Genomic DNA, 24827 nt, shown 5'->3' on the forward strand with positions numbered 1-24827 from the left:
GGGACTACCCCCCGCCGGTCGTCGACCTCGACGAAGGCGCCGCCCGCTTCCGCGGCGGCCGGGGGAAGAAACCCGAGGTACGGGAGACATAGCCCGCCCAACCCGGGCGGCTGCGCCTTCTGGCACCGGTCCGCGCGCGGCCCACCGCCGCCGAGCCGCGCGCCCGGCCGCCCGCCACCGATCGCGGACCGGGACCGGACACAGCGGCCCCGGCCCCGGCCCCGAAGCGGAACAGGCGCCGCCGCACGCTTCCCCGGCCGCCCGGGGAAGAGGCCCGACGGCACGCGAGGCACAGCCCGCCCAGCCGGGACGGCCGGCCACGCGCCGCTCCAGCAGGGCCGCGTCCTCAACCCGCTGACACAGGCCCGCCGTTTCGACCCCGACGGGGAGTACGTCCGGCACCGGCTCCCCGAGGAACACCGCCGCGAACTGGACTACCCCCCGCCGGTCGTCGACCTCGACGAAGGCGCCGCCCGCTTCCGCGGCGGCCGGGGGAAGAAACCCGAGGTACGGGAGACATAGCCCGCCCAGCCCGGGCGGCCGGTCATGCGCCGCTCCAGCAGGGCCTTCCCGCTGCCGCGGATCAGCAGCAGGCTCATCACCAGCGGGGAGACCACGGTGGCGGCCGCGGCCTGCCAGGCGTCGCAGGTCAGCGCGTACAGGCCCCACCAGACGCAGAAGTCGCCGAAGTAGTTGGGGTGCCGCGTCCAGCTCCACAGCCCGCGGTCCATGATCCGTCCCCGGTTCGCGGGATCGGCCTTGAAGCGCGCCAGTTGGTGGTCGCCGACCGCCTCGAAGAGCAGGCCGACGGCCCACAGCGCAACGCCCACCGCGGCGGCGGGGCCGAGCGGGCCGGGGATCCAGGAGGCCGCCTGGACCGGCAGGGAGACCAGCCAGACCAGGGCGGCCTGCAGCAGGTAGACCATACGCAGCGCGTACCGGGTGCGGTTGCCCGGCGCCTTGTCCAGCAGGGCCTCGTAGCGCGGGTCCTCGCCGTGACCCCGGCCGCGCCAGGCGATGTGGGCGGCCAGCCGCAGCCCCCACACCGCCACCATCCCGAGCACCAGGGCGCGCCGGGCCGGGTCCCCGTGCCCGGCCGACATCACGTAGGCGACGACCCCGACGGCCGCGAAGCCGGCGCCCCACGCGACGTCGACGTAGCGGTGCATGCCGCGGACCCGGCCGACGACGAACGCCACCAGCATCACCGCGAGCGCGGCACCCGCCGCCGCGAGGGTCACCATCGCCCGTACCAGCCGTCCTGGGTGTCCGGCATCCCCGTGCCGCCCTCCCCGGTGGGCCGCACGGCGAGGATCTGGTCGACGCCCATGCGCCGTTCGGCGAAGGCCAGCGCGCCGCCGGCCAGGTACAGCCGCCACACGCGGGCGGTCTCCTCCCCCGCCAGCGAGACGAATTCGGACCAGCGCGCCTCCAGCGTGGCCAGCCATGCCCGTATGGTGCGCACGTAGTGCCCGCGCAGCGACTCCACGGCGCGCACCTCCAGCCCGGCGCCCTCCAGCAGGGCGACGGTACGGCCGAGGGGGCGCATGTGCATGTCGGGGGCGATGTACGTCTCGATGAATGCGCCGCCGCCGGGCGCGACCCGGCCCCGGGACATCTGCTGCACCAGGGCCCGGCCGTGCGGGCGCAGCACACGGTGCAGGGTGCCGGCGAAGGCGGGGTACTGCGCGTCGCCGACGTGCTCGCCCATCTCGATCGCGGTCACCGCCTCGTAGCCGCCGCTGCCCTCCAGGTCCCGGTAGTCCCGGAGTTCGACCTGGACGTACTCCTCCAGGCCGCGCTCGCGGACGCGGGCCCGGACGGCGTCGCGTTGTGCGGCGGACAGGGTGACCGCGTGCACTTGGGCGCGGTGCGTCTCGGCGGCGTACAGGGACAGCGCGCCCCAGCCGCAGCCGATGTCGAGCAGCCGCATGCCTGGACGCAGTCCCAGCTTGCGGCAGACGAGTTCCAGCTTGTCGCGCTGGGCGTCGGCGAGGCCGTAATCAGGATCGTCCGCGCGGGTCCAGTAGGCGCAGGAGTACGCCATGGACGGGTCGAGGAGCAGGGCGTAGAACTCGTTGGACAGGTCGTAGTGGTGGCTGATGGCGGCGCGGTCGCGGCCCCGGCTGTGCGGGGTGCCGTTGAGCCGGGCCCGGCCGCGCGGGGCGGGCGGCCGCGGCCCGACCGCGCCGAGCCGCAGCGCGGCGCCGGTCGCCCGCAGGCGGTCGCCAGCGGTCAGCCGGGGCGGGGTGGCGCCGCCCTCGCGCGCCGCGCGCCACATCGCGCGCAGGCCTTCGGTGAGGTCGCCGCGCACGTCGAGGTCGCCGGTGATGTAGGCCTCGGCCAAGCCGAGTTCGCCGGGCTCCCAGAGCAGCCGGCGCAGTGCCCGCCGGGAGCGCAGCACCACCATCGGCGCGTCGCGCGGCCCGGCGGTGCTCCCGTCCCAGGCCCGCAGCCGCACCGGCAGGGGGCCGCCGGTGAACTGCTCCAGCAGGGGCACGAGGGTGTCCGCGGCGCTCTTCACCGGGCGGTCTCCCCTCGGGTGAGCAGCAGTTGCCGTACGTCGAGGTAGCCGGAGCGGAAGCCGGCCTCGGAGTAGCCGAGGTAGAGCGTCCACATGCGGCGGAAGGTCTGGTCGAAGCCGAGGGCGGCCACCTCGGCGGCCCGCGCGGTGAAGCGTTCGCGCCACAGCCGCAGCGTCTCGGCGTAGTGCGCGGCGAAGCCGGTGCTGTCCTCGACGCGCAGCGCCGTGTGCTCCGCGACGGTGCGCCCGATCGCCTCCGCGGAGGGGATCAGGCCGCCGGGGAAGATGTACTTCTGTATCCAGGTGTAGGTGTCGCGGGTGGCCAGCATGCGGTCGTCGGCCATGGTGATGGCCTGGAGCGCGATCCGGCCGCCGGGGGCGAGCAGCCGGTCGAGGGCGCCGAAGTAGACGGGCCAGTAGTCGGCGCCGACGGCCTCGATCATCTCGACGCTGACGATCGCGTCGTAACGGCCGGTCACCTGACGGTAGTCGCGCAGCAGCACCGTCGCCCGGGCGGACTGCCCGGCCGCCTCGATGCGCTCGGTGGCCAGCCGGCGCTGCTCCTCGGAGAGGGTGACGCTGACGACGTCGGCGCCGCGCCGGGCGGCGCGCACGGCGAGTTCGCCCCAGCCGGTGCCGATCTCCAGCAGCCGGGTGCCCTCGCCGACCCCCGCGAGGTCCAGCAGGCGGTCGATCTTGCGGCGCTGGGCGTCGGCGAGCAGGTCGTACGTGGCGGGCAGGGCGCGGAAGACCGCCGAGGAGTAAGTGAGGGTCTCGTCCAGGAAGAGGGCGAACAGCTCGTTGGACAGGTCGTAGTGCGCGTGGATGTTGTCCCGGGCGCCGTCGAGGGTGTTGCGGCGCTCGCCGGGCTGCCGCCGCGCCCACAGGGAGCGCAGCTTCTGCAGCGGCCGCGGGACGAGTTCGGTGACGTGGCCGGCCAGCACGGTCAGCACCGCGACGAGGTCGGGCGCGTCCCACTCGCCGGCCATGTAGGACTCGCCGAAGCCGATCAGTCCGCCGGCGCCCAGGCGGCGGAAGAAGGCGTCGGGGTCGGCGACCTCGACCGCGGGGCCGCCGGTGCCGATCACCGGGCCGCCGGGCCCGAGGCGGCAGCGCAGCGGCAGCCGGGACAGGGCACGGCGCACGACGGCGCCGGCGACGGCGGCGCGTACGCGTGAGCGGGGCGGTGGTGCGGCGACGTCCGGCCAGCGGCGCGGGTCCACGCCCACCTCGGAGACGGGAGCGGGTGCGGGGACGGGTACGGACGTGGTCACTCGAAGCCCTCCTGAGACCGGTGAACAGGGCGCCGCAGCACGGGCAGTCCGCGCAGCAGCAGTCGGATGCCGTGCCGGCGGATGCCGGCCGACACGGCGGCGGTGGACCAGGGATGGCGCAGCGCGGAGCGGAGCAGGAACGGGGCGGTGCCGGGCCGCCGTTCGCCGCGCACCGTGGCGGTGAACGGCCGGGTCTCCTCGCGCTCCAGGTGGACGGTGAGACGGAGCGCGGCGTCCGGCTCCGGCAGCCGCATGCGGTAGGCGCCGTCGACAGGGAAGAACGGCGAGACGTGGAAGTCCTTGGCGACGCTCGCCGCACCGGCCTCGTCGGTGCGCAGCAGATAGGCGTGCCGCTCACCGTAGGTGTTGTGGACCTCGGCGACGACGCAGGCCAGGGCGCCGTCCGGGGTGCGGCACCAGTAGAGCGTCAGCGGGTTGAAGACATGGCCGAGGACCCGGGCGTGGGTGAGCATGCGTACCGGGCCGCCCCGCAGGTCCACCCCGCGCGCGGCGAGCCAGGTCTCCAGGGCGGCCCGTACGGTGGGCTGCCGGCCGCCGAAGTGGTCCCGGGCGTCGAAGCGGGCGAAGGGGCGCAGCGGCACGGGGAGCCGGGGCGGCCGGTCGGGGTCGATCAGCCACATGTAGGTGCGGTGGGTGAAGGCGTGCCGCACCGGGCGGGTGCGGACGTGGGTGATCACGCACTCGTACAGGGCGGGCACGTCCGGCGGGGCGGCGGCGGTCACTGCCATCGCGCCCCCAGCGTGCGGGCGGCCTCGGCGCCGGAGCGGCAGCCGTCCTCGTGGAAGCCCCAGCCGTGGTAGGCCCCGGCGAAGGCGGTGACGGGGGTGTCCAGGGTGGGCAGCAGGCGCTGCGCGGCGACCGACTCCGGGGTGTAGACGGGGTGTTCGTAGACCATGCGGGCCAGCACCCGGCCGGGGTCGACGAGTTCCTCACCGCCGAGGGTGACCAGGAAGCGCTCGGGGCTGTCCAGCCGCTGCAGGCGGTTCATGTCGTAGGTGACCCGTACTCCGCCGGGCGAGGGGGCGCAGGAGGGCATCAGGTAGTTCCACGAGCCGCGGGCCCCGGTGCTGTGCGGCAGCAGCGAGGTGTCGGTGTGCAGCAGCGTGGGGTTGCGGGAGTACGGGATCGCGCCGAGCACGGCGCGCTCCGCCGCGGTGGCGTCGGCGAGCAGGCGCAGCGCCTGGTCGGGGTGGGTGGCCACGACCACCGCGTCGTAGTCCTCGCTCTCGCCGTCGTCGGTGACGATCTCGGCGCCGTCGGCGTGCCGCCGCAGGGCGCGCACGGGGGTGGCGGTGCGGATGGCCGTGAGCCGCTTGGCGATCCGCTCGACGTAGACCCGCGAGCCGCCGGTGACGGTCTTCCAGGTGGGCGAGCCGGACACCGACAGCATGCCGTGGTGGTCCAGGAACCGGAAGAGGTACGCGGCCGGGTAGGCGGCCGCCGTGCGCGGCGAGCACGACCAGACGCATGCCACCAGCGGGGTCGCGAAGTGCGCGACGAAGTAGGCCGAGAAGCCGCCCGCGCGCAGGAACTCGCCCAGTGTGGTGGTGTCGTCGCCGCCGTCCCCGGCCAGCAGCCGCCGGGCCCTGCGGTGGAAGCGCGGCACTTCGGCCAGCATGCGCAGGTACGCGGGGCGCAGCCCGTTGCGCGGCTGCGCGAACAGCCCGGCGGGCCCGCGGGCCCCGGCGTACTCCAGGCCGCAGCCCTCGCACCGCACGGACATGCTCATCTCGGACTCCTGTGTGGCGACCCCGAGTTCGGCGAAGATCCGCAGCAGAGTGGGATAGGTGCGCTCGTTGTGCACGATGAAGCCGCTGTCGACCGCCGCCACCCGTCCGTCGGCCGAGGCTATGTCGTGGGTGTGCGCGTGCCCGCCCAGCCGGTCGTCCGCCTCGAACAGCGATACGTCGCAGCTCCGTTGCAGTGCGTACGCGGCGGTCAGTCCGGCCACCCCGCTTCCCACGACAGCGATCCGGCGCCTTGTGCCGTTCATTCCGCTCCCTTCGTGCCCCGTCTCTCCCTGCGGATGATTCGTAGGCCCGCGGCCCGCGGATTGGCCGGCCGGGCAATCCGGTGGGGGGCGCGGCTCCGAATCCCGGGCAGGAACGGCGGAAACGGGCAGGAGCAGGACGGGCGGCGGCGGAGGGAGCGGCGGATAATGACGGTGAGTACGAGGAGAGGCGATCCGATGACGTACGGTGACAGCGCCGAGGGTGCCGGAGGCGCCGACGGCGGTGCGGCGCCGCACACGGCGCTGGTCCCGTACGCCCTCCCGGACCGCCCGGCGGCCGCCGTCCTGCTGCTGCACGGCGGTCGCGCCGAGGGCCTGGAGCCGCCCACGCGGTGGAACCTCCCCGGGGCCCGGATGCGGCCGTTCGTCCGCGCCATCGGCCGGGCCACGGCCGGGCATCGCATCGCGCTCGCCGGGGTCCGCTACCGGCACCGCGGCTGGAACGGCGACCGGCAGGACGCCGCGCGCGACGCCTGGCGGGCGCTGGAGGCCCTGCGGGGGCGCGCCGGGACGGTGCCCGTCGTGCTGGTCGGCCACTCCATGGGCGGCCGTGCGGCGCTGCGGGTGGCCGGGCATCCGCTGGTGGGCGGGGTCGTGGGGCTGGCCCCGTGGTGCTCGGCGGGCGAGCCGGTGGAACAGCTGGCCGGGCGCCGCCTGGTACTGCTGCACGGAGACCGGGACCGGGTCACCGATCCTGCCGCGTCGCTGGTCCTGGCCGACCGGGCGCGCGCGGCGGGCGCCCTGGCCTGCCATCTGACGGTGCCGGGCGGCGACCACGCGATGCTGCGGGACGCCGGCACCTGGCACGCGACCACCGCCCGCGTGGTGGCGGGGCTGCTGCGGCTGGCCCCGCTGCCGCCGGACGTGGCGAGCGCCCTGGCGGCCACGGGCGCCGGAAAGGAGTGACCGGCATGACCCTCACCTGTCTGGTGACCGGCGCCAGCGGCTACATCGGCGGCCGCCTGGTGCCCGAACTGCTCGACGCCGGCCACGCGGTGCGCTGCCTGGTCCGCACCCCGGGGAAGCTGCGCGACCACCCCTGGGCGGCCCGCGCCGAGGTGGTGCGGGGCGACGTGACCGACGAGGAGTCGGTGCTCGCGGCGATGGAGGGCGTGGACGTCGCGTACTACCTCGTCCACGCGCTCGGCAGCGGCCGGGGCTTCGAGGAGACCGACCGCCGGGCCGCCGAGATCTTCGGCAGCGCGGCGAAGGCGGCCGGCGTGCGGCGGATCGTGTACCTGGGCGGGCTCACCCCGGCCGGGGTGCCCGAGCGGGAGCTGTCGCCGCACCTGCGCTCGCGTGCCGAGGTGGGCCGGGTCCTGCTGTCCTCGGGGGTGCCGACGGCCGTCCTGCGGGCGGCGGTCATCATCGGCTCGGGCTCGGCCTCGTTCGAGATGCTGCGCTATCTGACCGAGCGGCTGCCGGTGATGGTCACCCCGCGCTGGGTCAACACCCGCATCCAGCCGATCGCCGTACGGGACGTGCTGCGCTACCTCGTCGGCTGCGCGGCGCTGCCGCCCGAGGTGAACCGCGCCTTCGACGTCGGGGGGCCGGATGTGCTCACCTACCGCGCGATGATGCTGAAGTACGCCGAGGTGGCGGGGCTGCCGCCGCGGCTGATCGTGCCGGTGCCGGTGCTCACCCCCCGCCTGTCCAGCCACTGGGTGGGGCTGGTGACCCCCGTGCCCGCGGGCATCGCGCGTCCGCTGACGGAGTCGCTGCGGCACGAGGTGGTCTGCCACGACCACGACATCGCCGCGTGGGTGCCCGACCCGCCGCAGGGCATGATCGGCGTCGAGCGGGCGCTGGAGCTGGCCCTGCAGCGGATCCGGGACGCCAACGTGGTCACCCGCTGGTCGTCGGCCTCGGTCCCCGGCGCGCCCAGCGACCCGCTGCCCACCGATCCGGACTGGGCAGGCGGCAGCCTGTACACCGACCGGCGGGCACGGGTGGTGGACGCCTCGCCGGAGGCCCTGTGGCGGGTGATCGAGGGCATCGGCGGCGACAACGGCTGGTACTCCTTCCCGCCGGCGTGGGCGGTGCGCGGCTGGCTCGACCGCTTCGTGGGCGGAGTCGGGCTGCGCCGGGGGCGCCGGGACGCGACACGGCTGCGGACCGGCGACTCGCTGGACTTCTGGCGGGTCGAGGCGATCGAACCCGGGAAGCTGCTGCGGCTGCGGGCGGAGATGCGGCTGCCGGGGCTGGCCTGGCTGGAGCTGTCGGCCGGGCGGGACGACCGGGGGCGCACCGTCTACCGGCAGCGGGCGCTGTTCCACCCGCGGGGCCTGGCGGGGCACGCGTACTGGTGGAGCGTGTCGCCGTTCCACGCCGTGGTGTTCGGCGGCATGGCGCGTAACATCGCCGCGGCGGCGCGGCAGGCCGAGGCCTAGTGTGCCGCGTGGTCGGGTCCCCGGCCCGGGTGGGACGGGCCGCTGGCGCACGCCCTGGTTACGCGGCGCCCGCGGCGGCTCAGGGGCGGCCCCGGGGCGGCGGCGCGTCGGGGGCGGGTTCGCCGCGCAGGAGGGTCAGTTCGTCGTTCATCGCCGTCAAAAAGCTTATGACGACGGCGAGTTCCTCTTCGGTGAACCGGGCGCGGGCCGCGTCGGTGCCCCGGGCGAGCGGCTGGAAGAACGCGCGGGCCACCGCCTTCGCCTTGGGCGCGTAGTGCAGGTGGACGACGCGCCGGTCGGCCGCGTCGCGGGTGCGGCGGATGTGGCCGGCCCGTTCCAGCCGGTCCAGGCAGGCGGTGACCGCCCCGGAGGTCAGATTGAGCCGTTCGCCCAGCAGTCCCGGGGTCATGGCGCCGCCGTGCCCGTCGCCGTCCAGGATCGCCACCAGGGCCTGCACATCGGTGTGGTGCAGCCGCCGGCTCTGCGCGAAGTCCTGCGCGATGCGGTTGAACTCGCTGTTCATCCGGCGCAGTTGCACGGCGAAGGCGTGCAGCCCGGTGGGGGACTCGGGCTGCTCGGCATCGGGGCGGTCGTCCTGTACGTGTTCGGGCACCCCTCCATCGTAAATAATCTCGACGGTTAAGATAATCGATGAGTGAGATATATCCTGTGGACAGCAGAGGGAGACACCCGCACCCACCCCCACGGGAGAAGCGATGACATCCGTGCCGCGCACCGTCCGATGGCTGCTCCCCGTGGTGCTGCTGGTCGCCTGGCTGGGGATCGGCGGCACCCTCGGCCCCTACGCGGGCAAGCTGGGCGAGGTCTCCACCAACGACCAGGCGGCCTTCCTCCCCCGCAGCGCCGAGTCCACGAAGGCGCTCGCCGAACGGCAGGCGTTCCGCCGGGGCGAGACCGTGCCGGCGATCGTCGTCTGGACCGCGGACCGCGGACCGGTCACCGACGCCCAGCAGGACGCCGCCACCGCGGCACTGGCCTCCCTCGCCGGGACCGACGGAGTGACCGGCCGGCCGTCCCCAGCGCTGCGCTCCGGGGACGGCCGCGCACTGGAGGGCGTGCTGCAGCTCCGCCCGGACCTCGGGCGGCAGGTGCAGGACACCGTCGACCGGATCTCCGCCGCGGCCGGACGCGTGCCCGGCACCACCGCCCACGTCGCGGGACCGGCCGCCTCCCAGGCGGACCTGGGCGACGCCTTCGCGGGCATCGACGGACTGCTGCTGCTCGTCGCCCTCGGGGTGGTGCTGGTGATCCTGCTGCTGGTCTACCGCGCGGTGCTGCTGCCGCTGGTCGTCATCGCCGGCTCGGTCCTCTCCCTCGGCCTCGCCTGCGGCGTGGTGTACGTGCTCGCCGAGCACGGCGCGGTCCGGGTCGACGGCCAGGTGCAGGGCATCCTGTCGATCCTCGTCATCGGCGCCGCCACGGACTACGCCCTGCTGCTGTCGGCCCGCTTCCGGGAGGAACTCGCCGCTCGCGGCGACCGGTTCGCCGCCACGCGGGCGGCGCTGCGCCGCTCGGCGGGGGCGATCGTGGCGAGCGCGGCCACCGTGGCGCTCGCGCTGCTGGCCCTGCTGGCCAGCGACCTGACGAACAACCGGGCGCTGGGCCCGGTCGGCGCCGTCGGCGTCGTCTGCGCCGTGGCGAGCAGCCTCACCTTCCTGCCCGCCGTCCTGCTGCTGCTCGGCCGGGCCGCGTACTGGCCCGCCCGGCCCCGTCCGGCGCGCGAAGGGGGCCGGGGCGTGTGGCAGCGGGTGGCCGCGCTCGTGGACCGGGCGCCGCGCCGGGTCTGGGCGGCGAGCCTGGCGGTGCTGGTCGCCTGCGCGGCCTTCTCCCCCGCCCTGACCGCCCGGGGCGTGCCGCTGGACGAGATCTTCGTCCACCAGGCCCCCTCGGTGACCGCTCAGCGCGTCCTGGGCGAGCACTTCCCCGGCGGCTCCGGCAACCCCGCCGTGGTGGTCGCCGCCGCGGACCGGCTCACCGAGGTGACCCGGACGGCCGAAAGGACCGCCGGAGTTTCCTCCGCCGCTCCCGTCACGGCCTCCGGCCGCCCCGGCCAGGGCGCGCCGCTGGTCGCCGGCGGCCGGGCGCAGCTGGAGGTGACGCTGCGGGACGCCGCCGACAGCGACGCCGCCAAGGCCACCGTGGAACGGCTGCGGCGCGCCGTGCACGCCGTGCCCGGCGCGGACGCGGTGGTCGGCGGGTACACGGCGCAGCAGCTGGACACCCAGCGCACCGCCGAGCGCGACCGCACGCTGGTGGTCCCCGTCGTCCTCGCGATCATCCTGCTGATCCTGGTGGCCCTGCTGCGCAGCCTGCTGCTGCCTGTGCTGCTGGTCGCCACGGTGGCGCTGAACTTCGCCGCCACCTTGGGTGTGTCGGCGCTGGTCTTCCCGCACGTGTTCGGCTTCTCGGCGACGGACGCCTCGGTCCCGCTGTACGGCTTCGTCTTCCTGGTCGCGCTCGGCGTGGACTACAACATCTTCCTGATGACCCGGGTCCGCGAGGAGACGCTGCGGCACGGGACCCGGCAGGGCGTCCTGCGCGGCCTGACCGCCACCGGGGGCGTGATCACCTCGGCGGGCGTGGTGCTGGCGGCGACGTTCGCGGCGCTGGGCGTGATCCCGCTGGCCTTCCTGGTGCAGATCGCCTTCATGGTGGCGTTCGGCGTGCTGCTGGACACCACGCTGGTGCGCTCGCTGCTGGTGCCCGCGCTGGTGCGGGACATCGGCGCGCGGGTGTGGTGGCCGGGGGCCGCGGCGCGGTGCGAGGACGGCGACGGCACGCCGCCGGACCCCGCGGCGGGCGCCGCGGAGCCGAGGGAACGTCAGACGACCTGATGCAGCCACCGGACGGGGGCGCCCTCGCCCGCGTACCGGAAGGGCTCCAGCTCGTCGTCCCAGGGCTTGCCGAGCAGCTTGGCGACCTCGGTCTCGAGGTCCGCCTCGCCCTTGCGGGCCCGGGCGAGCGCGGCGCGCAGCCGGTCCTCGGGAATGAGGATGTCGCCGTGGATGCCGGTGACGGCATGGAAGATGCCGAGCTCGGGGGTGCTGCTGTAGCGCTCCCCCTCGGCGGACGGGCACGGCTCCGCCGTCACCTCGAAGCGCAGCAGGTGCCAGCCGCGCAGCGCGGACGCCAGCTTGGAGGCGGTGCCGGGGTCTCCCTGCCAGGAGAACTCGGCCCGCCAGGTGCCCGGAGAGGCGGGCTGGCGGATCCAGTCGAGGTTCACGCGCACGCCGAGCACGCCCGCGACGGCCCACTCGACGTGTGGGCACAGCGCGCGCGGCGCGGAGTGCACGTACAGAACTCCACGTGTCGTCACCGGGACCTCCAGTGTGGGACGAGGTACGCCTTCCCCAGCGGCCTCATGCCCATAACCGAGCCATCCGGGACAGCAGTGGACATTCTGCACTAATCATAACGAATGAGACAAGATCTGACTTCTGGTCACCTCTTTCCCATCAGGTGTCAAGGAAAAAGCTACCGCGCGGCGTCACCCGAGGAGTGACGTACTGTCGGGATCACCGAGAAGTCACCCACTCGTCGGAGGGAGCAGCGATGCGGGAGCCGCTCCGGCGCGCTGTGCGCGGTGCCACCGCCGCTCTGACCGGTCTGCTCACGACGGCGCTGGTGGCGGCCTGTTCCGTGACCGGCACCGAGGCCCCGGCGGCCGCCGGGAGCGGTGCCGCGAGCCCCCGTCCGAGCGCCTCGGCCGCCCTGGCGTGGAACACCCGGCCGGCCTCACTGGCCGCCCTCGGGGATTCCATCACCCGGGGTTTCGACGCGTGCGGCGTGTTGACGGACTGCCCGGACCTGTCCTGGGCGACCGGCAGCGGGGCATCGGTGACCAGCGTCGCCACCCGGCTGCTCGCCCGTCCCGCCGCCGCGAGCTGGAACCTGGCGGCCAGCGGCGCCCGGATGGCCGATCTGCCGGCGCAGGCGGAGCGGGCCGTGGCGCTGCGGCCGCAGCAGGTGGTGATCCTCATGGGCGCCAACGACGCGTGCGCGCCCAGCGCCGCCCGGATGACCCCGGTGGACACCTTCCGCCGGGAGTTCGCCACCGCGCTGCGCACCCTGCACCAGGGGCTGCCCCGGACGCAGGTCTTCGTCGCGAGCGTGCCCGACCTGCTGCGGCTGTGGGACGTCGGGCGGCACAACGCCCTGGGCCGGCAGATCTGGAAGCTCGGCCTCTGCCCGTCCATGCTGGCGAACCCCGAGTCGACGGACGCCGCGGCGAACGCGCGGCGGCAGGCCGTACGGGAGCGGGTGATCGCGTACAACAGCGTGCTGGCACAGGAGTGCGCGCGCTGGAAGCGCTGCCGCTCGGACGGCGGTGCGGTCTTCGACTACCGCTTCACCTCGGCGGAGTTGAGCCCGTGGGACTGGTTCCACCCCAGCGCCCGGGGGCAGTCGCGGCTCGCGGGGATCGTCTACGGCGCGGCCTTCGGCTCCTGAGCGCCCGCCCGGGAGGCCGCGCGGGCCTGTTCGTATACGACGGCGCGGCCGGTCTCCGGCGCGCGGTCCGGCCTCACTTCGGCAACAACGCCCGCATCCGGGCAACTTTGCCATTGACACCGCCCGGAGCCCGTAACTACGGTCCCTTCAACATTTCGAACGGGTGACGAAATCTCGAACGACCGTCCTTAAGGGGCAACTTCCGTGCGCATCACCGGCATCAGCACGCATGTCGTCGGCACTCCCTGGCGCAACCTCACCTACGTGCTCGTCCACACCGACGAGGGCCTTACGGGCGTCGGTGAGACGCGCATGCTGGGTCACACCGACGCATTGCTCGGCTACCTTCACGAGGCGTCCGCAAACCACATCACCGGCTCCGATCCGTTCGCGGTGGAGGATCTCGTCCGGCGGATGAAGTACGGCGACTACGGCCGGGCCGGCGAGATCGTCATGTCGGGGATCGCGGTCGTCGAGATGGCCTGCTGGGACATCAAGGGCAAGGCCCTCGGCGTGCCGGTGTGGCAGCTGCTCGGCGGCAAGGTGAACGAGAAGGTCAAGGCGTACGCCAACGGCTGGTACACCACCGAGCGCACCCCCGAGGCCTACCACAAGGCCGCCCGCGCGGTCGTGGAGCGCGGCTACCGCGCGCTGAAGATCGACCCCTTCGGCACCGGCCACTTCGAGCTGGACCACGCGGCCACCACGTACTCCCTCTCCCTCATCGAGGCCGTCCGCGACGCGATCGGGCCCGAGGCCGAGTTGCTGGTCGAGATGCACGGGCGCTTCAGCCCGGCGACCGCGATCCGGATCGCGAAGGAGCTGGAGCCGTTCAAGCCGAGCTGGATCGAGGAGCCGGTGCCGCCGGAGAACCTCAAGGCCCTGGCGAAGGTCGCCGCGCACACCGACCTGCCGATCGCGACCGGCGAACGCATCCACGACCGCTACGAGTTCCGCGAGCTGTTCGAGCTCCAGGCCGCCGACGTCATCCAGCCCGACCTCGGTCACATCGGCGGCATCAACGAGGTCCGCAAGCTCGCGGCCACCGCCGAGACGCACTACGTGCTGGTCGCCCCGCACAACGTCGGCGGCTCGGTGCTCACCGCGGCGAGTCTGCAACTGGCGGGCTGCACCCCCAACTTCAAGATCCTCGAGCACTTCAACGACTTCGCGGACTCCGAGATCAAGAAGGTCGTCAAGGGCGCCCCCGTGGTGGGGCCCGACGGGTACTTCACCCTGTCGGACGCCCCCGGCCTCGGTGTCGAGCTCGATGTGGACGCCGCCGCCGAGTTCCCCCAGCAGCAGGCGCGCTTCGACCTGTGGGCCGAGGGCTGGGAGCGCCGGCAGCCCGGGGGCACCAAGTGACCGGCCCCTCCCCCCGCGCCGTCGTCCTCGACGGGCCCGGCCGGCACCGGATCGTGCCCGCGGAACCGGTCGCGCCCGGCCCGGGCGAGGCGCTGGTGCGCGTGCACGCGGCCGGGATCTGCGGCAGCGACCGCGAGGTCCACGCGGGCACCCGCCCGGCAGGGTACGTCCGCTACCCCGTCACCCCCGGCCACGAGTGGTCCGGCACGGTGGAGGCGGTCGGCGCGGGCGTGAGCGCGGACCTGACCGGCCGCAAGGTCGTCGGCGAGGGCTTCCGCAACTGTCAGGTCTGCGACCGCTGTCACGCCGGGGAGACCACGCTGTGCGGCGCCCCGTACGAGGAGACCGGCTTCACGCAACCCGGCGCGATGGCCGACACGCTCACCCTGCCCGCCCGGCTGCTGCACGTCCTGGACGACGCCGCCGACCTGCGCTCCGCCGCGCTCCTGGAGCCGGCGGCGTGCGTGGCGGCCGCGCTGCTGAAGGCCCCGGCCGCGCCGGGCGAGCGGGTGGCCGTCGTGGGCACCGGCACGCTCGGGATGCTGGCGGTGCAGTTCCTGGCCGCGGTGTCCCCCGCGGAACTGCTCGTGGTGGGCGCCCGGCGCGACCGGGAGGAACTGGCCGCCTCCTTCGGCGCCACGATGTTCCGCACCGCCGGCGAACTGCCGGACGCGGCCGCCGCCGACTTCGACCTCGTCGTGGAGGCGGCCGGTTCCGCCTCCGCCGCCCGGACCGGTGCGGGACTGCTGCGCCGCGGCGGCCGGCTGGCCCTGACCGGCATCCCGGAACCGGGCGCCGCACAGGGACTGGACCCGACCGACCTGGTGGTGCGCCAGCTGACCGTGCACACGGTGTTCGGCGCGCCGCCGGCCGCGTGGGCGCACACGGTGCGCGCGTTCGGCGCGGGGGTGCTCACCCCGGCCCCCCTGATCACGCACGAGCTGCCCCTGGAGGACTACGCGGAGGCGCTCGGCCTGCTGGCGAACCGGGACCCGAAGGTGGGCAAAGTGCTGCTGCGCCCATGACCCGGCCCGGCCCCCGTACGGCTCTGGGCGCCGATGTCCCCCTCCGCACCGACCCGTACCCAATGACCCGAACGTCGTCCGACATCCCGAACACACCCTCGCAGATCCGGAACGGCACCACCGGCACCGACGAAGGAGCACCGTGACCGACGCTTCCACCACGAGTCCCGACAGGACCGGCACCCCGCCCGGTCCCCGTCACCCAGGGCAGCACGCCCTCGCCCTGCTCGGTCACGGTGCCCCGGCGGACAACCCGGCCGACGCCTCCCCGCACTGCTTCCCCGACGGCGGCACCTGGCGCACCGAGATCCCGTCCGTGGAGGGCCCGGAAGCGCTGGCCACCGTGCTCGAGGAGGCCGAACGGCTGGACGTGCCGGTGCACCGGATCAGCCAGGGCAGCGGCATCTGGATGCTGACCGACGCGGAGATCACCGAGATGGTGGCCGCCTGCGGCGAACGCGACGTCGAGCTCTGCCTGTTCACCGGTCCCCGCGGCACCTGGGACATCGGCGCCGCCACCCGCACCGACTCCCGCGGCGGGGGGCTGCGCGCCCGCGGCCACGACCAGGTGGCCGGCTGCGTCGAGGACGCCCTGCGGGCGGCCGCGCTGGGCGTGCGCTGCCTGCTCGTCGCCGACGAGGGCGTGCTGTGGCTGCTGCACCGGCTCCGCGAGCAGGGCCTGCTGCCCGCCGACACCACCTTCAAGGTCTCCGCGCTGGTCGGCCCGGTCAACCCGGCCGCCTACGCGGTGTGGGAGCGGCTCGGCGCCGACTCCGTCAACATCCCCTCCGACCTGACCCTCCAGCAGATCACCGAGATCCGCCGGACCAGCCGGGCCCCGATGGACTTCTACATCGAGGCCCCCGACGACCTCGGCGGCTTCGTCCGGCTCTACGACGCGGCCGAGCTGATCCGCCGCGGCGCCCCGATCTACCTCAAGTTCGGCCTGAGCAAGGCCCCCGGCATCTACCCGTACGGACGGCAGTTGCGGGACGTCGCCCTGGCGACCGCCCGCGAACGGGTCCGCCGCGGACGCCTCGTGCTCGACCTGCTCTCCCGGCTCGGCGCGGACGGCGGGCTCTCCCCGCTGGGCGCGCGGCTGCCCGGGCCGCTCCACCGCTTTCCCCAGGACATCACGACCGACCAGGACCAGGCGACCGACCTCCGCCTGGCCCCCGAAAGGATCTGATCAGCCATGCGCATCGCCAGAGCCGCCCACCTGCGCACCACAGCCGCGCTGATAGCCACCCTCGCCCTCGGGGCCACCGCGACCGCCTGCGGGCAGAGCGACAACAGCGGCGGCGGCGACAAGGACGGCGGGAAGGGCAGCACCATCGGTATCGCCATGCCCACCAAGTCCTCCGAGCGCTGGATCGCCGACGGCGACAACATGGTCAAGCAGTTCCAGGCCAAGGGCTACAAGACCGATCTGCAGTACGGCGACGACAAGGTGGAGAACCAGGTCGCCCAGATCCAGAACATGATCACCAAGGGCGACAAGCTCCTCGTGATCGCCGCCATCGACGGCTCGGCCCTCAGCGACGTGCTGCAGCAGGCGCACGACGCGGGCATCAAGGTCATCTCGTACGACCGCCTGATCCTCGGCTCGCAGAACGTCGACTACTACGCCACCTTCGACAACTTCAAGGTGGGCCAGCTCCAGGCCGGCTACATCGTCGAGAAGCTCGGTCTGAAGGACGGCAGCAAGAAGGGCCCCTTCAACATCGAGCTGTTCGCCGGCTCGCCCGACGACAACAACACCAAGTACTTCTTCAACGGCGCGATGGACGTGCTCCAGCCGTACATCGACAAGAAGCAGCTGGTGGTCAAGAGCGGCCAGACCGGGCTCACCCAGGTCACCACGCTGCGCTGGGACGGCGCCACCGCCCAGGCCCGGATGGACGACCTGCTGAGCAAGTCGTACACCTCCGCCAACGTGGACGCGGTCCTGTCCCCCTACGACGGCATCTCCCGCGGCGTCATCTCGGCGCTCAAGAGCGTGAGCTACGGCACCGGCAAGAAGCCGCTGCCGATCGTCACCGGCCAGGACGCCGAGGTCGCCTCGATCAAGTCGATCATCGCGGGCGAGCAGGCCCAGACCGTCTACAAGGACACCCGCGAACTGGCCAAGGTCGCCGTCCAGATGGGTGACGCGGTCCTCACCGGCGGCAAGCCCGAGGTCAACGACACCAAGACCTACGACAACGGCACCAAGGTCGTCCCGACCTTCCTGCTGCCGCCGGTCAGCGTCGACAAGTCCAACTACAAGGAGGTCGTCGTCGACTCCGGCTACATCAAGGAGTCCGAGCTCCAGTAGTCGCGGAGCCGGACCACGACGAACGATCGCCACCCCACTCCAACCGAGGAGAACGGAAAGCAGGAATGGCCGGACCCGTCCTCGAAATGCGCTCCATCACCAAGACCTTCCCAGGGGTCAAGGCGCTCTCCGATGTCACCCTGACAGTGGCCGAGGGCGAGGTCCACGCCATCTGCGGTGAGAACGGTGCGGGCAAGTCGACCCTGATGAAGGTGCTCAGCGGGGTCTATCCGCACGGCAGTTACGAAGGGGAGATCCTCTTCCAGGGAGAGCCCTGCGCCTTCCGCGACATCCGCGCCAGCGAGCAGCGCGGCATCGTGATCATCCACCAGGAGCTGGCCCTGGTGCCCTACCTGTCGATCGCCGAGAACATCTTCCTCGGCAACGAGCACTCCACCCGCGGCGTCATCAGCTGGAACGAGACGCTGCGGCACGCCGGCCGGCTGCTCAAGCGGGTCGGGCTCGCCGACCCGCCCAACACCCGGGTCGCCGACATCGGCGTCGGCAAGCAGCAGCTCGTCGAGATCGCCAAGGCGCTGTCCAAGGAGGTCAAGCTCCTCATCCTGGACGAGCCGACCGCCGCCCTGAACGACGAGGACAGCCGCAAACTCCTGGACCTGATCCTGGAGTTCAAGGAGCACGGCATCTCCTGCATCATCATCTCGCACAAGCTCAACGAGATCGCGAGGGTCGCCGACTCCATCACGATCCTGCGGGACGGCCGGACCATCGAGACGCTGGACATGAAGGGCACGGCCGAGGACGGCACCCCGGCCGTGACCGAGGAGCGGATCATCCGCGGCATGGTCGGCCGGGACCTCGACCACCGCTTTCCCGAGCGCGAGCCCGACATCGGCGAAGTGGCCTTCGCGGTCGAGGACTGGACCGTCCACCACCCGATCGACCAGCAGCGCAAGGTCGTCGACGGGGTCTCGCTGAACGTCCGCTCCGGTGAGATCGTCGGCATCGCCGGACTGATGGGCGCCGGCCGCACCGAACTGGCCATGAGCGTCTTCGGCCGCTCCTACGGCCGCGGCATCTCCGGGCGGGTCTACCTGCGCGGCGAGGAGATCCGCACCCGTACCGTCCCCGAGGCGGTCGCCCACGGCATCGCCTACGTCACCGAGGACCGCAAGCACTACGGGCTCAACCTGATCGACGACATCAGCCGCAACATCTCGCTGAGCGCGCTGTCCAAGGTCGCCCGGCGCGGCATCGTCAACCAGCACGAGGAGGCCCGGGTCGCCGAGTCCTTCCGCTCGACGATGAACATCAAGGCGCCCACCGTCTTCGAGACCACGGGCAAGCTGAGCGGCGGCAACCAGCAGAAGGTCGTCCTCAGCAAGTGGATCTTCGCGGGACCGGAGATCCTCATCCTCGACGAGCCCACGCGCGGCATCGACGTCGGGGCCAAGTACGAGATCTACACGGTCATCAACGACCTGGCGGCCCAGGGCAAGGCCGTCGTCTTCATCTCCTCCGAACTGCCGGAACTGCTCGGTATGTGCGACCGCATCTACACGATGTCGGCGGGCCGGCTGACCGGGGAGATCCCGCGCGAGAGTGCGACCCAGGAAGTGCTGATGCGCCACATGACCATGGACCGAGGGAACTGAGATGGGCAGCCCGGTGAAGACCGACAAGACTCCTCCGCCGCCCGCCGGAGGCGCGGCCGCGGCGGGGGGTGGACCGGCGGGGACCGCCGGCTACCTCCTGCAGGCCGCACGGCGCAACATGCGCCAGTACGGCATGATCATCGCGCTGGTGCTGATCGCCGCGCTGTTCCAGATATGGTCCGGCGGCATCCTGCTCAAGCCGCAGAACGTCACCAACCTGATCGGCCAGAACAGCTACATCCTCATCCTGGCCATCGGCATGATGGTGGTGATCATCGCCGGCCACATCGACCTGTCCGTCGGGTCACTGGCGGCCTTCGTCAGCGCCGCCGCGGCCGTGATGATCATCCACCACCATGTCTCCTGGCCGCTGGCCCTGGTGGCGTCCCTGCTCATCGGCGCCGTCGCCGGCGCCTGGCAGGGCTACTTCATCGCGTACGTCGGCATCCCGTCCTTCATCGTCACCCTGGCCGGCATGCTGCTCTTCCGCGGCGGCACCCAGATCCTGCTGGAGGGCCAGTCCGTCTCGCCCTTCCCGACCGGCTTCCAGAAGATCGGCAACGGCTTCCTGCCCGAGGTCGGCCCGCACACGAACTACCACAACCTCACCCTGCTGATCGGCCTCCTGGTCATCGCCATCGCCGTGGGGCAGGAGATCCGTGACCGCCGCCAGCAGGTCGCCTACGACCTCGACGTGCTGCCGCGCAGGTTCTTCCTGCTCAAGCTGCTCGCCATCGTCGCCTGCGTGGTCGCCTTCACCATGACGCTGGCCAGCTACCACGGCGTGCCCATCGTGCTGCTGATCCTGGCGGGTCTGCTGATCGTCTTCGGCTTCGTGATGCGCAACGCGGTCGTCGGCCGGCACGTCTACGCCCTCGGCGGCAACCAGGCCGCGGCCAAGCTCTCCGGCGTCAAGGACAAGCGGGTCGTCTTCCTGGTCTTCGTGAACATGGGCGTGCTCGCCGCCCTCGCCGGCCTCGTCTACGCCGCCCGGCTCAACGCGGGCGTCCCCCAGGCCGGCATCAACTTCGAGCTCGAGGCCATCGCGGCCGCCTTCATCGGCGGTGCCTCGGCGACCGGCGGCGTCGGCACCGTGCTGGGCGCCATCATCGGCGGCCTGGTGCTCGGCGTCCTCAACAACGGGATGTCGCTCGTCGGCATCGGTACGGACTACCAGCAGGTCATCAAGGGTCTGGTACTCCTGGCCGCGGTCGGCTTCGACGTCTGGAACAAACGCAAGGTCGGTTCGTAAAGCAGGCACCTAACGAAGGAGCCGCAAGTGAACAGACGTACATTGATCGCGGGCGCGGCGCTTGGGGCGGTCGCTCCCGTGATCAGCGGGACCAACGCCCAAGCGGCCGGCACAACCGGGTCGGCCGCCCCTGTCAAGAAGGGGCCCGCGGGTAGGACAAAGGTGACAAGGGAACACTTCGGGACCCTGGAGGACGGGACCAAGGTCGACATCTGGACCGTACGCAACGGCGGGATCACTCTGCGCGTGCTGTCGTACGGCGGGATCGTGCAGACCCTGGAACTGCCCGACCGCCACGGGCGCCGGGCCAATGTCTCCCTCGGCTTCGACAACATCGACGCCTATGTGGCCAGCAGCCCGTACTTCGGCGCACTGATCGGGCGGTACGGAAACCGGATCGCCCGGGGCCGCTTCACGCTCGACGGCACGACGTACCAGCTCCCGGTCAACGACGGGCCCAACAGCCTGCACGGCGGCGACAAGGGGTTCGACAAGCGGGTCTGGGCGGTCGAGAGCTTCACCGCGGGCGGCGACGCGGGACTCGTGCTGCGCTACACCAGCGCGGACGGCGAAATGGGCTACCCCGGGACGCTCAAGGTCAGGGTCGTCTACACACTGACCCCGGACGGCGAGTGGCGCATCGACTACAGCGCCACGACCGACAAGGCGACGGTGGTCAACCTCACCAACCACACGTACTTCAACCTGCGCGGCGAGGGCAACGGCGGCGTCTACGACCACGAGGTCGCCATCGCGGCACGCCGCTTCACCCCGGTGGACTCCACGCTGATCCCCACCGGAGAACTGGCACCCGTCGCGGGCACCCCGTTCGACTTCCGGACCAGGAAGCCGATCGGCCGCGACATCCGCACGGCCCACCAGCAGGTGCTGTACGGGCAGGGCTTCGACCACAACTTCGTGCTCGACAAGGGCCGTACGGCCCGACCCGAACACGCGGTCACGGTCACCGAACCAGTCTCCGGACGCACACTGCGCATCGCCACCACCGAGCCGGGCGTGCAGTTCTACACCGGCAACTTCCTCACCGGGGCCTTCGCGGGTTCCTCCGGGCACGTCTACCGTCAGGGCGACGGCTTCTGCCTGGAGACACAGCACTTCCCCGACTCGCCCAACCACCCGTCCTTCCCCTCGACGGTCCTGCGTCCCGGGCAGACGTACCGCACCACCACGGTGCACTCCTTCGGCGTCCACTGATCCAGGCGTCCGCGACGGCGGCCGGGGCCCGTGCCCCGGCCGCCGTCGTTCCGTGTCCGGGGCCGGTCCGGGCCGTCCTGGTCAGGACGCGTCCTGCCAGTACAGCGCGGGTCTGGGCGAGCCCGGCTTGGCGGACGCGAAGGCGGGCGGCACCTCGGCGGTCAGCGCAGGGTAGAGGTCGGGGGCCGGGGGCTGCGGCGGTTGCTGCTGCTGTTGCTGCTGCAGGGGCATCTGCATCTGGGCGGCCACCGGCTGCGGCTCGTACACCGGCTGCGGGCCCATCCGCTGCGGCTCGTAGACCGGCGGCGGAGCCATCCGCTGGGGCTCGTACACCGGCTGCGGGCCCATCGGCTGCTGCTCGTACACCGGCGGCGCCGGCGGGAGCGGGGCCGGCTGCTCGTACACCGGCTGCGGAGGCTGGGCCTGCGGGAGCTGGAGCTGCTGCGGGACCGGCACGGGGGCGGGCACAGGCTGCGGCGCGGGCTGGATCTGCGGGAGCTGCTGGACCTGCGGTGCCGGCGCCGGTTCCGGCACCGGGGCCGGCTCGGGCGCGGCCGCGTACCAGGTGCTGCCGTACAGCACCGTGCTCAGCCCGGTCAGGAGGCGCTGGACGTCTTCTTGCGGCCGCACGACCAGGCGCATGAAGCGGCTGCTGCTGCCGAGCTTGTTGCCGCACTCGCGGACCAGGACGCCGTGCTCGGCGAGCAGCCGGTCACGGACGACGGCGCCGTCGACGCCGTCGGGCAGCTTGACGAAGACGAAGTTGGCCTGCGAGGGGTAGACGGTCAGGCCGGGCAGCGCCGCCAGTTGCCAGATCATCTCCTGGCGGTCGCGGGAGACCATGTGCAGGCTCTGCGCGTACTCCTCGCGGTGGTCCTTGAGCATGAAGACGACCGCTTCGGCGAAGGAGTTGAGGTTCCACTTGGGCAGCATCCGGCGCACCTTCCCGGCGAGGGCCGGGTTGGCGACCATGTAGCCGAAGCGGATGCCGTGCAGGCCGAAGTTCTTGCCGAGGCTGCGCAGGACGATGACGTTCGGGCGCAGCACGGCCTCCGCCGCCACACTGGGCCACGCCTCGGCGTCGGCGAAGTCCAGGAAGGACTCGTCGACGACGACCAGGTCGAGGTCGGCGAGGGCGTCCATGAGGCCGACGACCGCGTGCTTGGGGAGGAACCCGCCGTCGGGGTTGTTCGGGTTGCAGATGACGGCCGTGCGCGAGCCCCGGGCCCGGACGAACGAGACGAAGGCCGCCGGGTCGAGTGCGAACCCTGCGGCCTCGGGGAGGAGGAACATGTCGACGCGCTTGCCGGTCTCCATCGGCTGATCGGTCCAGCGGCCGAAGGTCGGTATGGGGACGGCGAGGCTGTCGCGGACCAGGAGGTGGTCGATCCAGGTGATCAGCTCGGTGGAGCCGTTGCCCATGGCCACGGTCTGCGGGTTGAGGCCGAGCAGGGAGCACAGCTCGTTCGTGATGACGTCGGTGCTGCTCGGGTAGTAGGTCAGGATGTCCAGCATCGAGCGCTGCAGCTTCTCGTACATCGCCGGGCTCGGGAAGTACGGATTGCACGGGATGCAGAAGTCGACGATGTCCGCAGCGCCTTCCGGGGAGGACACGCCGCCGGCGCGGCGCAGGGCGAAGTACGAGGGACTGTGCGCGGTGTTGGCGCGGAACAATTCGGTGGCATTACCGGTGACGCCGACGGCGACGGTCACGGCAGGACCTCCCTCGATCACGCGGGCCGCGCCGCGGCGGCCCGCTTCCCCTTGCCCGTACAGCCCGGTCGCTTGTCCCTCACCTCCCTCACCGACCCGCGTACGGGACATGGAGGAGACAAGAGGTGCACGGGTTGACCGTCTTGCGGTCTTCCGCAGTCCCTTACGGCTGCGTCCCGGCTTTCGTTCAGCCCTCCGCGGCCCCCACCGGCCGCGGCCGGTGCACGGTGGTGGCGGCGGGCGCCCCGCCGCCGTCGCGCGCCCCGGCCGCCGCGATGCCGTGACACCTCCGGTCACCGCCCGCCGGACCTGACGGCGGCCGCCCGGGGGCCTCGCCTCAGCCGCCGACGGCCGCGGTGAGGATCGCGCGGATCTGGGCGGTGATGGCGAGGCGGTTGGCCACGAACTCGGGGTCGGAGACGGTGCCGGTGCCGGGGTCGGTGTTGCCGGGGCCGAACTGCAGTACGGGGGTGTGGACATGACCGCCGGGCGCGGGCAGCGCGAGCACGTCGCGGAGCAGGGTGGCACGGTAGGCGATCTCGTTGGAGAGGTAGTCGCCGCCGCCGCCGGCGCGCGCCGTGGAGCCGGGCGTCGGACCGGAGTCGCTGACGACGGGCGCGGTCGCCCCGGCCGGGATCTCCGTCACCGCGGTGTTGTCGTGCACCGGGAAGGGACCGGTCCCGGCCGCGACGATCGCCCGGTACGGCAGTCCCGTGGTGGTCCACTGCGGCGCCTCGTGCCCGTACCGGACGGGAACGGGACCGGTGACCGGGTCGCCGGCGTTGTCCGGGAGGCCGCCGCGCCAGGCGCCGTTGAAGCGTTCGAGGTCGAAGCGGCCGACGCGGCCCTGGCTGACGGTGGCGAACAGGTCGACGCGGTGCGGGCCCGGACGGAACCACGGGCGCAGGGCGCGTTCGACGGTGCCCCGTGTGAAGTCGGCCCAGCGGACCGGGAAGACGACGGCCTCCACGCGGGCCGGGCCGCCGGCGGTGCGGATCATGACGCCGTCCAAGGCGAGCGCGGCGGCGCCCGAGGGGTTGCTGCGGCGGACGTCGACGTCGAGCCGGAAGGGGTCGAAGCCGGTCAGCAGGATGCGCCTGACGCCCCCGGCCGCGGGCGGCCGGACGGTGTCCTGCCCCCGGGAGGCCCGTTCCAGCCGGTCCAGCAGGGCGGCGCGCCCGTCCTCCCCCAGCGGGAAGGACGGCTGCCACGTGCGCAGGCTCCGGGTGAGGGTGAGCCGGGCCCAGTACAGCGGCCGGTCGTCGTCGCGGCTGAGGTCGCCGCCGGCCGGGCCGCGCCCCTGCGCCCTGCCGACCGCGTCCTGCCACAGCGCGCGGCCGTGGTGGCGCACGACGCGTTGCGCCGCCGCCCTGGAGCGCGCCGCCGCCAGCGCCCGCGCGAAGCGGGGAGCCGCGGCGTCGAAGCCGCTGCGGCGCAGGATCTCCTGGGGCGCGGCCCGGTCCAGCCGGGCCTCCTCCACGGTCGGATCCGGGACGGTGGTGGCGGTCGCGGGAGCGGTCGCCGAGGGGGCGCCGACGGGCGGCGCGAGGGCCGGCACGCCGGTCCGGGTGGGGGGCCGCACTGTCCGGGAACCTCCGAGCCAATCAGGTGCACACCAGGTGGAGCGACCCCCA

At 73.0% G+C, this 24827-nt stretch carries 20 protein-coding genes; 11 read left to right on the forward strand and 9 right to left on the reverse strand.

Features of this window, described 5'->3' with window-relative positions:
• Positions 1-434: 434 nt before the first annotated feature.
• The 5 genes from PV364_RS25525 to PV364_RS25545 are packed head-to-tail and all read right to left on the reverse strand — an operon-like array spanning position 435 to position 5812.
• Positions 435-1244 carry a DUF1295 domain-containing protein gene (locus PV364_RS25525; RefSeq protein ID WP_319662630.1) on the reverse strand — a complete coding sequence of 270 codons (810 nt, stop codon included), beginning with the start codon at positions 1242-1244 and terminating at the stop codon, positions 435-437.
• Complete coding sequence (locus PV364_RS25530) at positions 1238-2524, reverse strand: cyclopropane-fatty-acyl-phospholipid synthase family protein (protein WP_319662631.1); 1287 nt, start codon at positions 2522-2524, stop codon at positions 1238-1240. The genes PV364_RS25525 and PV364_RS25530 overlap by 7 nt, the downstream gene beginning before the upstream one ends.
• Positions 2521-3798: a cyclopropane-fatty-acyl-phospholipid synthase family protein gene (locus PV364_RS25535; protein WP_319662632.1), complete on the reverse strand. Its 1278-nt coding sequence runs from the start codon at positions 3796-3798 to the stop codon at positions 2521-2523. The genes PV364_RS25530 and PV364_RS25535 overlap by 4 nt, the downstream gene beginning before the upstream one ends.
• The gene (locus tag PV364_RS25540) at positions 3795-4547 is read right to left on the reverse strand and encodes a DUF1365 domain-containing protein (protein WP_319662633.1); all 753 of its coding nucleotides are present in this window, start codon (positions 4545-4547) and stop codon (positions 3795-3797) included. Before PV364_RS25540 ends, PV364_RS25535 begins: the two co-directional genes overlap by 4 nt.
• Complete coding sequence (locus PV364_RS25545; protein WP_319662635.1) at positions 4538-5812, reverse strand: NAD(P)/FAD-dependent oxidoreductase; 1275 nt, start codon at positions 5810-5812, stop codon at positions 4538-4540. The genes PV364_RS25540 and PV364_RS25545 overlap by 10 nt, the downstream gene beginning before the upstream one ends.
• A gap of 195 nt (positions 5813-6007) precedes the next feature.
• Between PV364_RS25545 and PV364_RS25550 the strand changes: the two genes are divergently transcribed.
• Together PV364_RS25550 and PV364_RS25555 are read left to right on the forward strand one after the other, a co-directional pair.
• Positions 6008-6736, forward strand: coding sequence for an alpha/beta hydrolase (locus PV364_RS25550; protein ID WP_319662637.1), 729 nt, complete (start codon positions 6008-6010; stop codon positions 6734-6736).
• A 5-nt stretch (positions 6737-6741) separates the two neighbouring features.
• A complete protein-coding gene (locus PV364_RS25555; RefSeq protein WP_319662638.1) occupies positions 6742-8220 on the forward strand; it encodes an SDR family oxidoreductase in 1479 nt (492 codons plus the stop codon).
• Between the two features lie 79 nt (positions 8221-8299).
• Here PV364_RS25555 and PV364_RS25560 read toward each other — a convergent pair whose 3' ends face one another.
• Entirely contained in the window at positions 8300-8833 is a 534-nt protein-coding gene (locus PV364_RS25560) for a MarR family winged helix-turn-helix transcriptional regulator (RefSeq protein ID WP_319662639.1), read from the reverse strand.
• A gap of 103 nt (positions 8834-8936) precedes the next feature.
• Between PV364_RS25560 and PV364_RS25565 the strand changes: the two genes are divergently transcribed.
• On the forward strand, positions 8937-11075 hold the full coding sequence (locus PV364_RS25565) for an MMPL family transporter (RefSeq protein ID WP_319662640.1): 2139 nt from the start codon (positions 8937-8939) through the stop codon (positions 11073-11075).
• Here the strand turns inward: PV364_RS25565 and PV364_RS25570 are convergent.
• A complete protein-coding gene (locus PV364_RS25570; RefSeq protein ID WP_319662641.1) occupies positions 11063-11557 on the reverse strand; it encodes a DUF3145 domain-containing protein in 495 nt (164 codons plus the stop codon). The two genes, PV364_RS25565 and PV364_RS25570, sit on opposite strands and share 13 nt — an antisense overlap.
• Positions 11558-11793: 236 nt before the next feature.
• On the opposite strand from PV364_RS25570, the gene PV364_RS25575 reads away from it, so the two are divergent.
• The 8 genes from PV364_RS25575 to PV364_RS25610 all read left to right on the forward strand — a co-directional run bounded on the left by PV364_RS25575 (position 11794) and on the right by PV364_RS25610 (position 21480).
• The gene (locus PV364_RS25575; RefSeq protein ID WP_319662642.1) at positions 11794-12690 is read left to right on the forward strand and encodes an SGNH/GDSL hydrolase family protein; all 897 of its coding nucleotides are present in this window, start codon (positions 11794-11796) and stop codon (positions 12688-12690) included.
• 204 nt (positions 12691-12894) lie between these two features.
• Complete coding sequence (locus PV364_RS25580; protein WP_319662643.1) at positions 12895-14055, forward strand: mandelate racemase/muconate lactonizing enzyme family protein; 1161 nt, start codon at positions 12895-12897, stop codon at positions 14053-14055.
• Positions 14052-15080, forward strand: a complete 1029-nt coding sequence (locus PV364_RS25585) for a zinc-dependent alcohol dehydrogenase (RefSeq protein WP_319662644.1) — start codon at positions 14052-14054, stop codon at positions 15078-15080. The genes PV364_RS25580 and PV364_RS25585 overlap by 4 nt, the downstream gene beginning before the upstream one ends.
• 142 nt (positions 15081-15222) lie before the next feature.
• Positions 15223-16269: a hypothetical protein gene (locus PV364_RS25590; protein WP_319662645.1), complete on the forward strand. Its 1047-nt coding sequence runs from the start codon at positions 15223-15225 to the stop codon at positions 16267-16269.
• A gap of 6 nt (positions 16270-16275) precedes the next feature.
• Positions 16276-17397: a multiple monosaccharide ABC transporter substrate-binding protein gene (gene chvE, locus PV364_RS25595; RefSeq protein WP_319662646.1), complete on the forward strand. Its 1122-nt coding sequence runs from the start codon at positions 16276-16278 to the stop codon at positions 17395-17397.
• A 65-nt stretch (positions 17398-17462) separates the two neighbouring features.
• Positions 17463-19013 carry a multiple monosaccharide ABC transporter ATP-binding protein gene (gene mmsA / locus PV364_RS25600; protein WP_319662647.1) on the forward strand — a complete coding sequence of 517 codons (1551 nt, stop codon included), beginning with the start codon at positions 17463-17465 and terminating at the stop codon, positions 19011-19013.
• 1 nt (position 19014) lies between these two features.
• Entirely contained in the window at positions 19015-20265 is a 1251-nt protein-coding gene (mmsB, locus tag PV364_RS25605) for a multiple monosaccharide ABC transporter permease (RefSeq protein WP_319662649.1), read from the forward strand.
• A gap of 42 nt (positions 20266-20307) precedes the next feature.
• The gene (locus tag PV364_RS25610; protein ID WP_319662704.1) at positions 20308-21480 is read left to right on the forward strand and encodes an aldose epimerase family protein; all 1173 of its coding nucleotides are present in this window, start codon (positions 20308-20310) and stop codon (positions 21478-21480) included.
• 81 nt (positions 21481-21561) lie between these two features.
• Here PV364_RS25610 and PV364_RS25615 read toward each other — a convergent pair whose 3' ends face one another.
• Positions 21562-23193, reverse strand: a complete 1632-nt coding sequence (locus PV364_RS25615; RefSeq protein WP_319662650.1) for a histidinol-phosphate transaminase — start codon at positions 23191-23193, stop codon at positions 21562-21564.
• A gap of 337 nt (positions 23194-23530) precedes the next feature.
• Complete coding sequence (locus PV364_RS25620) at positions 23531-24775, reverse strand: pyroglutamyl peptidase (protein ID WP_319662651.1); 1245 nt, start codon at positions 24773-24775, stop codon at positions 23531-23533.
• Positions 24776-24827: the final 52 nt, after the last annotated feature.

The sequence above is a fragment of the Streptomyces sp. MI02-7b genome, assembly GCF_033793585.1.
In the GTDB taxonomy this organism is placed as follows: domain Bacteria; phylum Actinomycetota; class Actinomycetes; order Streptomycetales; family Streptomycetaceae; genus Actinacidiphila.